We start from the raw sequence: 13,288 nt of genomic DNA, 5'->3' as shown, positions 1-13,288 counted from the left end.
GCTATCCTCCTCTTAACTTAATTCTCTTCTCATGCCTTAAACTGCTATCTTCTTAAAAAAGGGCAGCTGCTTGTTTAGCAAACGCCCCCTATAAGGGAAGAGTGCTGTATTTATTTAATCAACTTAATCCTTTATCTTAAACCAAATCTGAAATTAAAAGGCACTAATCCACTTTCCTAAGATGTATCCTAATGAAAGGCATAAAAAGCCGAAAGTAACAAGAAAACTATATTTTAAGAATGGGTGTTTCTTTATAATATCTTTCAACTATATCCTCCTAAGTCACTAATGAAAATAAATATCTTTATTCAACTATCTGCCCATTAATCCTTCTTAGATCAACGCCTCCTATAATTGAAGATAGTTCTTATAGTCCTCCCTCCCTCATAAAACCCAAAATAAGCATAATAAATCCTCCAACAAGAATTCCTACTATTGATAGGGAGAGGGTCTTCGGATTCCTACTTTTGCTTAACAAGGCAATCACCAAAGCTAATACTATCCCAGTAATTAACACGGTCGTTTCTACATACCAACTAACTTTCCATTTAATAAGGGAAAGTAGTATTAAAGTAACTCCTAATATTCCTATGGGTGCCCAACCTAGATACTTTCTCATTATATCCCCTCCCAATGTCAACCCAAAAACTATCTTCAATTACCCTGCTCGAATAAGGGCAATAGACGGAGATCAATTGACTGCTCATTTTACGCCACATAATCTTCGTTTTCTCTCATACTCTCCATATCCTCAGTTCCAAGTTCTTGGTAAGCTCTATACGCTAACACTAAGAAAAAGGCCGTTACTCCAAAACTGATTACAATCGCAGTTAAAATCAAAGCCTGAGGAAGAGGGTCTACATATCCATTAACTGAATGTTCACCCAGTAGGGGCGGTGCTTCTTCTCCCTTTGGTAAGCCACCCATCGTTAAAAGCAAAAGGTGAACACCGTGACTAAGGAGCACTGTGCCGATAATTATTTTAAGAAGACTTTTAGAAAGTATTAAATAAACTGCACACATTATCATAATTCCGATTAGTATGGCCATTAAAATTTCCACTTAATACTCCTCCTGTTCTTCCGTTAACCTGCACCTTTAACTTAATACCAATTATTTCAAATTCCAGTAGCTTACTCAAGAAAAACTTTAACAAAAAAGAAGCTTATCCTTTCTGGATAAGCCCCCTTGAATACCTATACCACCTATAAGAAAGAGGTTTCTTTAGATTGGTCAGATAGCTCTTTTACAAAATTGTTGACCACTTTCTTGAAGAGGTCTGCTTCCTCCAAGAAAGGATAGTGATTACTTTTTTCTAAAATTACTAGTTTTGAATTTGGAATTAATTCCGCCATTTCTATGGAATATGATACTGGACATTGAACGTCGTACCTACCACAAATTATCAATGTAGGAGTAGAAACAAGACCAAGTTTCCTGGTTACATCAAATATTTGTAATTCCCGACTAAAATAGTTTAATCGAATTCCAGACATTTTTTTGTTGATATTTAAAGAAAAGTACTGCTCGTACTTATCTGGTTCAAATAAGGATAACTTAACTCTTTCGGATGCTAAATGTTTTCTATCTTCTTCATTTAATTCAGGGGTTTTTCAAGGTTTCGTTATAATCCTGCATTATTTGAAATTGAGGATGTTCTGAGTTATATATACAACCTTTTGAAAATGTCCCATACTCTCTTGCTGCTGCACCAACTATGACATTGAAATATAAGCTTTCAGAATGATAAATCCCATAAATGATCCCTAACATTCCACCTGTTGAATGCCCTGCAAAACCCCATTTATTAAATCCTAATTTTTCCCGTATTGCCTCTAAATCAAAAATGGTTTCCAGCATACTTAACTGATAAGGTTCTACTGCTTTTTCAGATAATCCAGTTTCCCTTAGATTAACTATTATTACTTGATGGCTCTCAGTAAATGTATTAGCAAAATAGTCACCACTTTGATTAAATTCCGAGTAATGATGGGTAACACAAATTGGTTTTCCCTCACCTTTAATGAATACTTCAAATTGTCCCCGTGAAGTTTGTAATATGTGTCTCTCCCATTGATACATATAGACCTCCCAATAGAAAATATGGCTTATTCCACGATCCTGTCCGTTATCTGAAGACGAATGAAACCAAGGCAGGGCGGCTGCTTGTTCATCAAACGCCCCCTATAACAGAACACTTGATTCCGAGATATTGAAGCTGACCTTTAACTAAAGCTTCCGTTAGTTCATTAGTTTTATCAACATAGATATGAACAAGTCACTGTTCAGAAGATCTAATTTTTATTGGATACCTGTAAATAGACCGTTCAAGTAATCAAGGTTTTCATACGTTCTTGCGTAAAGATACATGTCTCTTTTAAAAGGATTTTTTTGAATCGGTAAAAACACAACACCACGATATTCCACTTGTTGAACCATCATCTCTGGAAGGTAAGCGATGCCCATTCCAAGTGACACCAATCCAGCCATTGCGTGATACTGGGTTTCCACAACCTCGCCTGTAAATTCAAAATCATGCATAACGCTCCGCATCTTCTCAGATAAAGGGCCTTTTGTCGGGATGATTTGCGCTTCCTCCATACATTCCTTGAGAGTGACTTCCTGTTTTCTTGCTAATGGAGAGGAGACAGGGATCGCGGCTGTAAAATGATCAGTGAACAAGTAGGAAGACAGAAGCGTTTGATAAGAAGGTGTATCCTGTATGATTGCCGCATCAATTTCCCCTTTCTCTAGTAGTGGAAGAAGGTCTTCACTATCATCTTTGACTACAGTCACATGAAGGTTAGCTTTTGCCAGCTTTTCGAAATATTTGGGCAAATAATAGGAGGTTAGCACAGGCGTGGAACCAAAACGGATTTTATCTTCATGGGATTGGTATTGTTTTACCGTTTGATGAATGCGCCCAAAAAGTGGAGTCAGCTCCTCCACCATTCCTCTCCCTTTCTCTGTCAGCTCCACGCCATAGGATGCCCTGTTAAAAAGCGAGAAACCCAGTTCATCTTCCAACCTTTTCATTTGTTTGCTCAGTGCCGGTTGAGAAATGTATAAAGCTTCCGCTGCTTTCGTAAAACTCTGTTGTTTAGCAACTTCGATAAAGGCGTTTAATTTCTGCAGCAAGCTGCCTCCCCCTTTCGTTATTTCCAAATTATAACCTAAGGTTATGACGTTATGACAAATCAATCATTCCTTTCTTCCTTATTTTTCGTTTATTCTGAGTATAGACGAAAGAAGTGAGGAGGGCTAACCATGAAAACCTATCTTTTATTGGGGATTTCCATTTTGTTTGAAGTTGCCGGGGCGACAGCCATGAAATATTCCGAAGGCTTTACAAATTTCACGGCCAGTTTGGTAGTCATTCTCTGCTATATTCTCGCTATTTCTATGTATATAATTATTACAAAAGACAATGAAATCGGTATAATCAACGCCTTATGGTCAGGCGGTGGAACGCTGCTTGTTATGTTATTGGGTGTCGGTTTATTTCATGAATCGGTGACAATGTCCAAAGTTTTCGGACTGACGCTGATTATTGCAGGAATGATGGGATTGACTGTACCTAGAAAAGAAAGGAGTGTATAACTATGGGTTATTTGGTCCTTTCCCTAGTATTTGCGACCATTGCCAATATTTCAGTAAAGTTCTCATCAGGTTTTGAGCGTTTATTTCCTAGTATCATTTCGTTTATTTTTTTCGTTGCTTGTCTCTATTTCCTTACGATGAGTGTACAGACCATCGAAGTAGGAATCGCTTATGCTATTTGGGGCGGTGTCTCCATTATGGCCACCACAATATTTGGGATTCTTCTTTTTAATGAAAAAGCTAGTAGAAAAAAATTCCTCTATATCAGTTTCATTATCCTTGGCATCATGATTATTAAGTAAAAAAGGAGAAAGGAACCTCTATGAAAGCACTTCTCTTCAGTATGTGGCCCAGCTTAGCGAAAAAAACACTATACATCCTAATTATCTTGAAATCGAGTCTTCAACTAACCTGCCCTTTAACTTAATACCAATTATTTCAAATTAAATCAGCATACTCAAGACAAATATTTATAGTAAAAGAGCTTACCCTGGTCTGGATAAGCCCCCTGTTTGTTCAATTAAGGAGTAAGTGTCTGCAATAAATCGCAGCAAAATCTTGGAGTACCCGTGATGAGGTAGTTATACCACGCCCTCAAGGGTTTCCTCAGAGAAAACGTCTAACTTCGCTAATATAATTTGAGCGAAAGGCAGCGCACCCGCAGAACTGTTCATAATTTCAAACTATATTCAACATTTAATAAATACGCCATTTACAAAACTAACTATACAGACTATATTTCTGTGAAGAAACTTCCCTTAAAGGTGAAGAACAAACTTCCAATAAGCCAAACAAATAAACGTACAAACCCAGGAAACAAACCCAAACATCGTCACAATCATATTCTCGGACCACCCGTATTTCAGCCCATAGTGAAAATGAATCGGTGTCATCCTGAAAATCCGCTTCCCTGTCATTTTAAAGGAAGCAACCTGCAGGATCACCGAAAGCTGTTCGGCAAAATAAATGATGAACAACAGTGGAATCAGAATCTCTACTTTCTCAATAACGGCAAGAAATGAAAGCGATCCGCCTATCGCCAATGAGCCCGTATCCCCCATGAACGCCTTGGCAGGAAATAGATTATAAATGAGGAATCCGAGCAGGCATCCAATCATGACCAAACTAAAAAGCTTCACCTCTGGTGTGTCTGAAATTACAAAGAAGAAAAAATATGTAGGGATGGCAACCACGCCTAACAGCCCGTCCAGGCCATCCGTAAAATTAATGGCATTCGCCGACCCAACAACAAACAACGCGATCACAATGAAATAGACCACCATCGGGAGGTCAAAGGAGACATTTTCAGTAATCCGAATTCCGGTATCGATCCCAAATTCGCTGATCACGTAAAAAAGCAGTGAACCCGTAAACAGAAATTGCAGCACAAGCTTGGTCCTTCCCGATACCCCTAAAGGATCCTGGCGTGATGCTTTCCAGAAATCGTCCAAAAAACCGATAAAACCAAATAGTATGTACGTTACTGCCAGGAAACACATGAGTGGCGTAGGTGAAAATAAGATGGATACAATGATACCTGTTAAAAGAATGATTCCAAACATTAAAGGCGTCCCTTTTTTCAACTGATGATTGGAAGGAAGCTCTTTCCTGATCGGCTGCAGGAGCTTTAATTTTCTTAACAGAGTAATGAAAAACGGCGATAAAACAGCAACTAATACAAATGCAATGATGGCCGGAATGATTTGTTCGATCACATCTAACCTTCTCCTTTTCTATTTATTTCCTATATATAAGTTCTAGTAAAACGGATGATTTCCTTTAATCTAAACAAAAAAGCCCCCCGCTCCCAACAGGAAGCAGAAGGCCGAACATTTATTTTTTATGAACAGAAGCATCGTAAATCGACTCAATCGCACTCTTCATCGCTTCGTCGAATTCTTCACCAGTTTGATTGACTCTCAATTCCTCAGCCAGTGCGCGTGAGAAACTCGCAATCATTCCATCGTTCTCTTTCAGCTTCTCATTCGCTTCATCACGGGAGTAACCGCCGGAGAGGGCAACCACACGGACCACGCGCGGATGATCGACCAATTCCTTGTACGCATTGGCCTTTGTCGGAATGGTGAGCTTCAGCATTACGTTCTCGTCTTCTGACAGATCATTCAGATGATTGAGGATTTCCTTCCGAAGAATTTCTTCGCATTCTTCCTTGTCTTCGCTATGGATGTTCACCTCTGGCTCGATGATCGGAACGAGATCGGCCGCTATGATTTTCTTGCCGATTTCAAATTGCTGGTCCACCACAGCTTTGATTCCCGCTTCATTCGGTTCATGTATGACCGAACGCATCTTGGTGCCGAAAATATTCCGTTCATTGGCACGGCGAAGCGTCTCATCCAGATCCGGATTCGGTTTCATAAGCTGGACACCGTTTTCTTGTTCAGCAAGGCCCTTATCCACTTTTAAAAATGGGACGATATCATGGTCAGCCAGATAATCGGCCGTATATTTCCCCTCTACCTTACTGTCCATCGTCTGCTCGAACAAAATCACTCCGAGAATGTGCTCCGGACTGAAAGCAGGAGACGTGATGATCCTCGTGCGCATCTCGTGCACCTGATCAAACATTTCGTCGTCATTCGAATAGGAGTCCTCCATCACGCCATACGCTGCCAATGCTTTAGGTGTACTGCCCCCGCTCTGATCCAGCGCTGCAATAAATCCTTTACCATTCTTCATTCGATCTAATTGATTTTGATTCATAGGTTCCACTCCTTTTTCAATTCTGGTAAACCTTCCTCTATACTAGTTCCCCATTTTTGGAGGAGTTAACACATATTATGAGAGAAGTGGATGTTTCTTCAGAAAGGGTTTATGACTTCTTAGCGTAAGGAAAAATTACTCAGGACATGTCTAAGGGTCGAATCCCACATCGTTTGATTTTTGATGAAACTCAATTTCTGAAATTTATTCAAACTAAAAACCCTCTTTTCATTAAAAAACAACACTGAAATAGACGTTTTTTATAAAATTCCAGTCAATTTCATCGTTGCACCAATACCATTGATCTTCTGTAAGTCAAAAAAAAAGAGCTTTTCTTATCAAATCAGATAAAACCAGTAACCTGTAGCAACTTGCTCACTCTGTTATTATCGATTTCTTTAAATTTATTATCGAAATCCAAAGATTTATTATCGAAATCCAAAGATTTATTATCGAAACTGAGGAATTTATTATCGAATTGCAGGAGGTCGCTTTAGTTTATTTTCATTTCTATGGCTATATGAGCGAACTGCTCTTGTTATAATCGATTTCAAACTTTTATAATCAAACCGAACTCTAGAATTGGACTGTCTTTCTCCACATTGCCATTGTCCTTACCGAGGCACCGAACCCACTCCCACCGAAAAATAAAAATACTTCTTATCCAACGACTCCGGCACCCCGCGCTGCATCACATCCGTACAATCCACCCACCTCACCTGCTGAAGCTTGCGGCTCAATTGCCGGTCGATCTCCTTTTCAATCTCCCTCATCTCCGCCATGAACTCGCCAAAGGAGAGATGAAAGTGTTCAGCGGCCTGCCGGTGGGGAGCGTGCCGGATGAGCAGGCTCATGAATTCATCGGATGTGGTTGCCTGCCGGGCAAGTTCATCTTCCCGGCGGACGACATACTGATACATGTCTCTCTTGCGTGAAGGAAGGGACTTTACGATGTCTCTCGCTAAAATTTCCATCAAATATCCGTTCATGTCATACACCTTTCTAGAAATGAAAGAAACGGGCTGCCAATTTTCTGCAGCCCTTTCCCATTATTATTTCATCTTGTATTTCTTCATGAAGCGCTCCGCACGCCCGCCGCGGTCGGAGAACTTCTGTCTGCCCGTATAGAAGGGGTGGGTGTCGGAACTGACTTCCACTTTCAGAAGCGGATAAACGTTCCCGTCCTCCCACTCGATCGTTTCATTTGAGGTCATCGTGGAACCCGTCAGGAACTTAAAGCCGCTGTTCGTATCCATAAAAACAACATCATGATAGTTTGGGTGAATGTCTTTTTTCATCAGTCATGCTCCTTCCTTTTTACCAACTCGATTTCTTTACGCCTGGAATCTGGCCTTTATGCGCCAACTCACGGAATGCAATACGCGACATCTTGAACTTTCTGAGATATCCACGCGGACGCCCCGTCACCTCGCAGCGATTCTTCAGACGCGTAGGAGAAGAATCCCGAGGAAGCTTCTTAAGTGCCTCATAATCCCCTTTCTCCTTCAGCTCTCTTCTTAACTCTGCATATTTCATCACCGTCTCCTGACGTTTCTTTTCCTTTACGACTTTCGATTTCTTCGCCAACTGAATGTCCTCCTATCTATTTTCAAATCGTAATGGTTACGATTTAATAAGTATAAAGATATTAAATCATAATCATTCCGATTAAGCAAATAAAAGATTTTCTGCAAAAGAAAAAGGCTTAGAAATGCCTTAAGCCCAGCTCCCTAAAAATCTTTTCCCCGTAATGCAAAAATAAATGTAAGAATAATAGTCAAAAAGGCAACCGGAAGAGCAATCAAAATCGCTGCAGAAGCCTTCCTCCAAAACCCGCTCTCGCTAAACCAGGAGGCCGCTGCAGAAGCCGTATATCCGATGGCGATAATCCAAACCCACCACTGCCCGATTTGTTTTCCAACGAGAGTCTGTAAGAGTAAAAATGTCAAAATCAGAATGAGGATTGAAATAATCCCTAAGTATTTTTTCATTAAAGCCAACCTCCCTTCATTAAAGAAGATTCTTCTATATTAAGATTATTGATTGTGCAACGACTTAAGTCAAAAAATAAGAAAGAAAGGAAAAAAAGGCTAACTAAAACCTCAAATCATCTAAAATAAAAGCAGTGCATCCATCTAAACTAATGGATTCACTGTTTGCTCTTATACACTATGAAAATGTCTTACGCAGCCTTTTCCTGCAATCAGTGCCGTCAAAAGCATTGAAAAAGCCGGGTAATATATAATCATAGAGCTATTAAAACAGCACAAAAAGGCTGACCCCTCACTCAGTCAGCCCCAAACCTTCACCCACTCACTCCTGAATATACGCCTGTTCCTTTAAATGGCTTGTATGTTCAACCATTGCATAATAAAAATGGTCATACTCCACCCACCGGAGCGGAATCTTCAATTGCAGAGTATTCTCCTTATTAAAGATATTGATATTCTTCTTATCATAGGTTACTTTTTTAATCTCATGAAGCGAGATGCTTTCTTTCCGTTCTCCCTTGGCCTTAATCAATTCTCTGCCGACAATGGAGACGCCACTGCGTTTTTTCTTCCAAAGTTCATACACGGTCAGCAGGCCGCCTATGACAGTGAACGCGATTGAAATATACACTTCTTCATCAATCCCGTTAATGAACACCCTGATCCAGTGGCTGATCAGCAGCGCATAGAAAAACCATAACCCTTTAGGAAGGCTTGGCGAACTTTCAAAATAGACCGCCTGCTCGCTTTCCGTATGTTCCTCTTGACGCTTTTTCATAAACAACTGCTTATGTTCTTCAACGGTCCTGTCATGGAAAGGTTCGAAATCGGTGTACGTCCCTTCCCAAATGTCCGCTGCATCATCCTCTTCCTCCAATACATATCCGCCAGCCCATGCCGTCATCACTTCCCCATCATGCAGAAAGCTCATAAGATAATAACGGAGAGGTTGGTTGTAAGAATTGAACGTATCCACAAAATCAACGACTTGGATATCTTCCGGGTAGATATTCAGGTGTTCCCCTTCTTCATCACGCAAGAATGCAAGGTGGTTGAATAGATGCGATTTGGCGAGAACCGGCTGCTTGGGGCTTACCGGAAATAAATGCTCTTTCTTACCTTCTGAAAGCCCCCAATATACCATTTCTGCACTTTCGACATTGACCGAAATCAATTCAAGGATTTCTTCTTCGACACGGATATTCTTATCGATACACACCACTGCAGCAGTACCACTGATCCTCGGATCCCTGAACAGGACGGCTTCTTTCAAAAACTCCTCTGCCTCTTCCGAAAAATAAAAGGTCATCAGCCTGATCAGAGTATTGATTCTATATCTGAGCAGGAAATAAGAGTCTTTCCAGGACCTGTATACATAATGGGGCTGGTACTCGGCATCGTACGTCAGATACTCTTCCCTCAACCGTTTATAATCAGCGGAAAGTCCCGGCAGGATCCTTGCTCGTTTATAGCCCGGTTCCACTCCAGACTCATTGATTGCAAGAATAAATTCATAGAGCACAAATCTATAATGTTCCGATTCTATTTTTTCAAAAGTCTTATCCACAATGCCTCTTAAAAGCACCGGAAACTCAGACAACTCCTCCACCGGCAATTCAACTTCCTCTTCAAGAATTAACTTGACCGTCTGTTCATGGATTTCCTGAAAAATCCCCTCATCCTTCGTCAACAGGAGGCATTCCAATGCACGGACTTTAGCCTCGGGATCCAATTGATCAATATGCAGAACGATCTCATCGATAATTTCGGGCATTGGATAATCACACACAAAATCAATCAAGGCAAGAGAAGGGTTATCCCATCTGTCGACTCGTTCAGGATAAGAAGAAGCAGCTGACTTCACCATATCCTTCAACAATTCAACCCGGATCTTCAGATTGTCATTCTCTTTCAACCCATACAGACGGCCCATGGCATCAAACCGCTTTTCAGCGTCAGGACTATGCAGCTGCTTCATCATATTTCGTATTGTAAGTTCGTTCATACCTTCCCCTTCTCCCAAAAAATTCAAATCAATTCTACATTATTTTATTATGGAGAAGCCGCCCGCACATGTGTCTTATTACCTAATTAATTTGAAACCTTCCATACAAAAAACAGCCCTTCAACGAAGGACCGCCCCTTACCATATCAATATTGAAGCAAGTTGGCCTAGTTGTAGAACGAATAAACCTCCAGTCCAGCCCACACCAGTACAATGCCCCACAACAAAATAACAAGCGAACCCGCCAACCAGTTCTTCGGCTTCCCCTTCTTCATCATTTCTTCCGCCTTTATTTCACATTCGGCGATTACTTCACGAGGAATCATTTTCAACGCAATCATGATCCCCAACGGAACAAGGATCACATCGTCTATATACCCAAGGACCGGGATGAAATCAGGAATCAAATCAATCGGACTCAGCGCATAACCCACGACGCACGCTGTAAATATCTTCGCATACCAGGGCACCCTGTCGTCCTTATACGCTAAATAAAGGACCAGGATTTGCTGTTTTAATTTTTTTGCCCATGCCTTCATTTTCTCCAAAAGATGCTCACCTCTTAAATCGGACTATATTTATTGAAAGATATATAAAGAAGGATGCCAGCATAGAACATCATCATAATCCCAAATATCAATCCCATAGAAGCCAGCAATTTCTTCTCGCTCTTTTTCAAAAGAGCCAGAATACTAAATAGGATGGTCAAAGTTATACCGATCAATTGTATACTCATAAAGTATCTAGGGAAAATATTAATAAACAAAGGGTGTAAAAACAACACTATCCCTAATCCAAATGATACGTAACTTAACCAAGAATATCTTTTTCTTTTCATAATGCCCCCTCCTGCCCTTTTTCGATTTCCAGCTCCTGCCCTTTAACAGCAAGGTCACCTTTGCTTATCTAACCCTTCCCCGTTACCTTCAAAATGCTTATATATTTCATTTTCTGTATAACCTGAAATACCACCTTGACTGATCACTCCGTTGTTATAATCATAATAATAAACGGCATTAGGTTCGTCCTTGAACACTACCGCTATACTCCAGGGTTCATACGATAATACAACATTGCTTAAATAATGGCTGACTTCAATATTTGATATATCGTGTTCAGCATATTCCTTCTCTGCTGTCAGGTATCTAAGAGTAACATCATAACGACCTTTTTCACCTGTATTTGCATAAGCAGTATATGAAAAATAAGTGAAAATCAAGATACCCGATGCTATGACAATCAAGAATACTTTTCTGCTTTTGAAAATATTTAACATTCCATTCCCCCTCTGTTCTTGAAAAATAAGTTATAAACAAAATCCCCTTTAGTGTAATTATACACTAAAGGGGATTATTTCCACGACAGTTTTTAAAGCTCGGACAAAGAGTTTGAGTGGAGAACCTGTCCCCTTGACCCGCTTAAGGCAGCAATACAATCTTGCCCAGCTTCCCCTTGCTCTTGAAATACACTTGTGCTTCTCTTGCTTGTTCTAATGGAAAAGTCTTATCGATGACAGGCGTTATTTTCCCTTCTGAAATGGCTCCCAGCATCTCTTTGAACTCTGCCCTTGTCCCCAGCACAGACCCGTACATGGTGATATGTTTTAAATATAATGTTCTAAAATCCAGATTTGTCTGCTGGCCGCCTGCAGAACCTGATATACAGAACTTCCCGCCTTTCTTCAGAACCTGGAGAGACGTGTGAAATAAAGCATCCCCCACGACGTCCAGGACGGAGTCGACCGGGCCCCCATTCACGTTTAGTATATCTTCTACCAGACTTTCGGAGTGATAAGATACGACATGGGCTGCCCCTAGGTCCTTCAACCTTTCCTCACCACCCAAGTCACCAATGACCGCAATGACCTTGGCGCCAAAAACGTTTGACGCGATCTGAACATTCAACGAGCCCACCCCGCCATTCGCACCCGTCACCAGGATCGTTTCCCCGGCTTGAACTTGAAGCTGGTTCACCATATGCCAAGCTGTCAATCCGCTTACCGAAAAAACGGCACTTTCAGAATATCCGGAAAGAGGCATATCAAAACAGAGTTCAGCCGGCCACACGACATATTCAGCATACCCGCCGTCATACTCCGAACCGATGAACGACATATCCTCCGAAATATGCTCCAATCCACTTTCCCCACTCGATGTAAAAGGAAAAAGCACAACATCCCTGCCCAACATCGATTGGTCTACAGAACTTCCAACTTTCACAATCTGCCCCGTGATATCAGATCCAGGGATTCGCGGGAATTGCACACCTTCCGGCCGCCACCCCGATTTGCTCCCGGTACCGTAAGCACCTTCCCTCATCCAGATTTCTGTATTGTTAATTGCACAAGCCTTAACTTTCAAAAGCACTTCATTATCTTTTGGTTCAGGAACCGGAATATCCACAACTTCCAACTTGTCCACATCCCCATATCCCGTGACTCGCACCGCTTTCATCGCCATCATCCTTTATCGAATCAGATTCATTGATAACCTGTCTATCGTGTAAAATATAGAACTTATTATTTGTTGTTTCCCTTTTTTAATTCTATTTCATGTGCATCAATCATGCAAAAAAGGGGATTAATAGTGGGGGATCCACAATTGGGGTCTGTCCCCCGGCGCACTAACGGTTTAGTGGACCGGGGGACAGGCCCCGCTATTGGGGAAAAGACTCTTTTCTTATCAAAAACACTAAAAACTCGACCATTTTTAATATTTATTGCCAATCCAGTTGTTCAGCCAATCATTCATGAGCAATTCACATCGATTTCTAACCCAATCAAGCTAAAATAAGCCTTTGCTGCTACCCGCCTACTCTTTTATTATCGAATTCTTCAAGTTTATTATCGAAATTCAAAGATTTATTATCGAAAACGGTTTGACCCCCTAATTCCTGACGAATTCTTTAAAAAACTAAACGATTCTTAGTTTTTCATTTTTCATCATTTCCTTCTTCACTTTTACCAAGC

At 40.8% G+C, this 13,288-nt stretch carries 16 protein-coding genes and 1 pseudogene; 2 read left to right on the top strand and 15 right to left on the bottom strand.

What is annotated here, in order from left to right:
- Positions 1-367: 367 nt before the first annotated feature.
- From AAEO50_RS02100 to AAEO50_RS02085, 4 genes and pseudogenes are all read right to left on the bottom strand, one after another.
- On the bottom strand, positions 368-619 hold the full coding sequence (locus tag AAEO50_RS02100) for a hypothetical protein (protein WP_341979908.1): 252 nt from the start codon (positions 617-619) through the stop codon (positions 368-370).
- 89 nt (positions 620-708) lie between these two features.
- Entirely contained in the window at positions 709-1,062 is a 354-nt protein-coding gene (locus AAEO50_RS02095) for a Na(+)/H(+) antiporter subunit C (RefSeq protein ID WP_341979906.1), read from the bottom strand.
- 143 nt (positions 1,063-1,205) lie between these two features.
- A pseudogene (locus tag AAEO50_RS02090) lies at positions 1,206-2,082 on the bottom strand (alpha/beta fold hydrolase).
- A 219-nt stretch (positions 2,083-2,301) separates the two neighbouring features.
- Positions 2,302-3,138 carry a LysR family transcriptional regulator gene (locus AAEO50_RS02085; RefSeq protein ID WP_341979904.1) on the bottom strand — a complete coding sequence of 279 codons (837 nt, stop codon included), beginning with the start codon at positions 3,136-3,138 and terminating at the stop codon, positions 2,302-2,304.
- Between the two features lie 129 nt (positions 3,139-3,267).
- Here AAEO50_RS02085 and AAEO50_RS02080 point away from each other — a divergent pair, with 129 nt between their 5' ends.
- Both AAEO50_RS02080 and AAEO50_RS02075 read left to right on the top strand, forming a co-directional pair.
- Positions 3,268-3,600, top strand: coding sequence for a multidrug efflux SMR transporter (locus AAEO50_RS02080; RefSeq protein WP_341979902.1), 333 nt, complete (start codon positions 3,268-3,270; stop codon positions 3,598-3,600).
- Between the two features lie 2 nt (positions 3,601-3,602).
- A complete protein-coding gene (locus AAEO50_RS02075) occupies positions 3,603-3,902 on the top strand; it encodes a multidrug efflux SMR transporter (RefSeq protein ID WP_341979900.1) in 300 nt (99 codons plus the stop codon).
- A gap of 456 nt (positions 3,903-4,358) precedes the next feature.
- Here AAEO50_RS02075 and mraY read toward each other — a convergent pair whose 3' ends face one another.
- The 11 genes from mraY to AAEO50_RS02020 form a co-directional block, all read right to left on the bottom strand.
- A complete protein-coding gene (mraY, locus tag AAEO50_RS02070) occupies positions 4,359-5,315 on the bottom strand; it encodes a phospho-N-acetylmuramoyl-pentapeptide-transferase (protein WP_341979898.1) in 957 nt (318 codons plus the stop codon).
- Positions 5,316-5,433: 118 nt separating this feature from the next.
- On the bottom strand, positions 5,434-6,324 hold the full coding sequence (locus tag AAEO50_RS02065; protein ID WP_341979896.1) for a fructose bisphosphate aldolase: 891 nt from the start codon (positions 6,322-6,324) through the stop codon (positions 5,434-5,436).
- A 614-nt stretch (positions 6,325-6,938) separates the two neighbouring features.
- Positions 6,939-7,313 carry a hypothetical protein gene (locus AAEO50_RS02060; RefSeq protein WP_341979894.1) on the bottom strand — a complete coding sequence of 125 codons (375 nt, stop codon included), beginning with the start codon at positions 7,311-7,313 and terminating at the stop codon, positions 6,939-6,941.
- Between the two features lie 63 nt (positions 7,314-7,376).
- Entirely contained in the window at positions 7,377-7,622 is a 246-nt protein-coding gene (locus AAEO50_RS02055) for a type B 50S ribosomal protein L31 (RefSeq protein WP_341979892.1), read from the bottom strand.
- A gap of 19 nt (positions 7,623-7,641) precedes the next feature.
- Complete coding sequence (rpsN, locus tag AAEO50_RS02050; protein ID WP_341979891.1) at positions 7,642-7,911, bottom strand: 30S ribosomal protein S14; 270 nt, start codon at positions 7,909-7,911, stop codon at positions 7,642-7,644.
- Between the two features lie 143 nt (positions 7,912-8,054).
- Positions 8,055-8,315: a hypothetical protein gene (locus AAEO50_RS02045; protein WP_341979889.1), complete on the bottom strand. Its 261-nt coding sequence runs from the start codon at positions 8,313-8,315 to the stop codon at positions 8,055-8,057.
- Positions 8,316-8,637: 322 nt separating this feature from the next.
- Positions 8,638-10,320 carry a hypothetical protein gene (locus AAEO50_RS02040; RefSeq protein WP_341979887.1) on the bottom strand — a complete coding sequence of 561 codons (1,683 nt, stop codon included), beginning with the start codon at positions 10,318-10,320 and terminating at the stop codon, positions 8,638-8,640.
- Positions 10,321-10,487: 167 nt separating this feature from the next.
- Positions 10,488-10,859 carry a YkvA family protein gene (locus tag AAEO50_RS02035; protein ID WP_341980220.1) on the bottom strand — a complete coding sequence of 124 codons (372 nt, stop codon included), beginning with the start codon at positions 10,857-10,859 and terminating at the stop codon, positions 10,488-10,490.
- Positions 10,860-10,882: 23 nt separating this feature from the next.
- The gene (locus AAEO50_RS02030) at positions 10,883-11,158 is read right to left on the bottom strand and encodes a hypothetical protein (RefSeq protein WP_341979885.1); all 276 of its coding nucleotides are present in this window, start codon (positions 11,156-11,158) and stop codon (positions 10,883-10,885) included.
- Between the two features lie 54 nt (positions 11,159-11,212).
- On the bottom strand, positions 11,213-11,596 hold the full coding sequence (locus tag AAEO50_RS02025; protein WP_341979882.1) for a DUF3139 domain-containing protein: 384 nt from the start codon (positions 11,594-11,596) through the stop codon (positions 11,213-11,215).
- Between the two features lie 142 nt (positions 11,597-11,738).
- Positions 11,739-12,773, bottom strand: coding sequence for a zinc-binding dehydrogenase (locus AAEO50_RS02020; protein WP_341979880.1), 1,035 nt, complete (start codon positions 12,771-12,773; stop codon positions 11,739-11,741).
- Between the last annotated feature and the right edge of the window lie 515 nt (positions 12,774-13,288).

The organism is Rossellomorea oryzaecorticis, from assembly GCF_038405515.1.
GTDB lineage: Bacteria > Bacillota > Bacilli > Bacillales > Bacillaceae_B > Rossellomorea > Rossellomorea oryzaecorticis_A.
This window is presented reverse-complemented; position numbering and strand designations above follow the sequence as displayed.

Excerpts from the sequence above, each read along its gene's own strand:
- AAEO50_RS02100 (WP_341979908.1), bottom strand. The coding sequence starts at position 619 with ATGAGAAAGTATCTAGGTTGGGCACCCATAGGAATATTAGGAGTTACT.
- AAEO50_RS02080 (WP_341979902.1), top strand. The coding sequence starts at position 3,268 with ATGAAAACCTATCTTTTATTGGGGATTTCCATTTTGTTTGAAGTTGCC.
- AAEO50_RS02075 (WP_341979900.1), top strand. The coding sequence starts at position 3,603 with ATGGGTTATTTGGTCCTTTCCCTAGTATTTGCGACCATTGCCAATATT.
- AAEO50_RS02065 (WP_341979896.1), bottom strand. The coding sequence starts at position 6,324 with ATGAATCAAAATCAATTAGATCGAATGAAGAATGGTAAAGGATTTATT.
- AAEO50_RS02060 (WP_341979894.1), bottom strand. The coding sequence starts at position 7,313 with ATGAACGGATATTTGATGGAAATTTTAGCGAGAGACATCGTAAAGTCC.
- AAEO50_RS02055 (WP_341979892.1), bottom strand. The coding sequence starts at position 7,622 with ATGAAAAAAGACATTCACCCAAACTATCATGATGTTGTTTTTATGGAT.
- AAEO50_RS02045 (WP_341979889.1), bottom strand. The coding sequence starts at position 8,315 with ATGAAAAAATACTTAGGGATTATTTCAATCCTCATTCTGATTTTGACA.
- AAEO50_RS02040 (WP_341979887.1), bottom strand. The coding sequence starts at position 10,320 with ATGAACGAACTTACAATACGAAATATGATGAAGCAGCTGCATAGTCCT.
- AAEO50_RS02035 (WP_341980220.1), bottom strand. The coding sequence starts at position 10,859 with ATGAAGGCATGGGCAAAAAAATTAAAACAGCAAATCCTGGTCCTTTAT.
- AAEO50_RS02030 (WP_341979885.1), bottom strand. The coding sequence starts at position 11,158 with ATGAAAAGAAAAAGATATTCTTGGTTAAGTTACGTATCATTTGGATTA.
- AAEO50_RS02025 (WP_341979882.1), bottom strand. The coding sequence starts at position 11,596 with ATGTTAAATATTTTCAAAAGCAGAAAAGTATTCTTGATTGTCATAGCA.
- AAEO50_RS02020 (WP_341979880.1), bottom strand. The coding sequence starts at position 12,773 with ATGAAAGCGGTGCGAGTCACGGGATATGGGGATGTGGACAAGTTGGAA.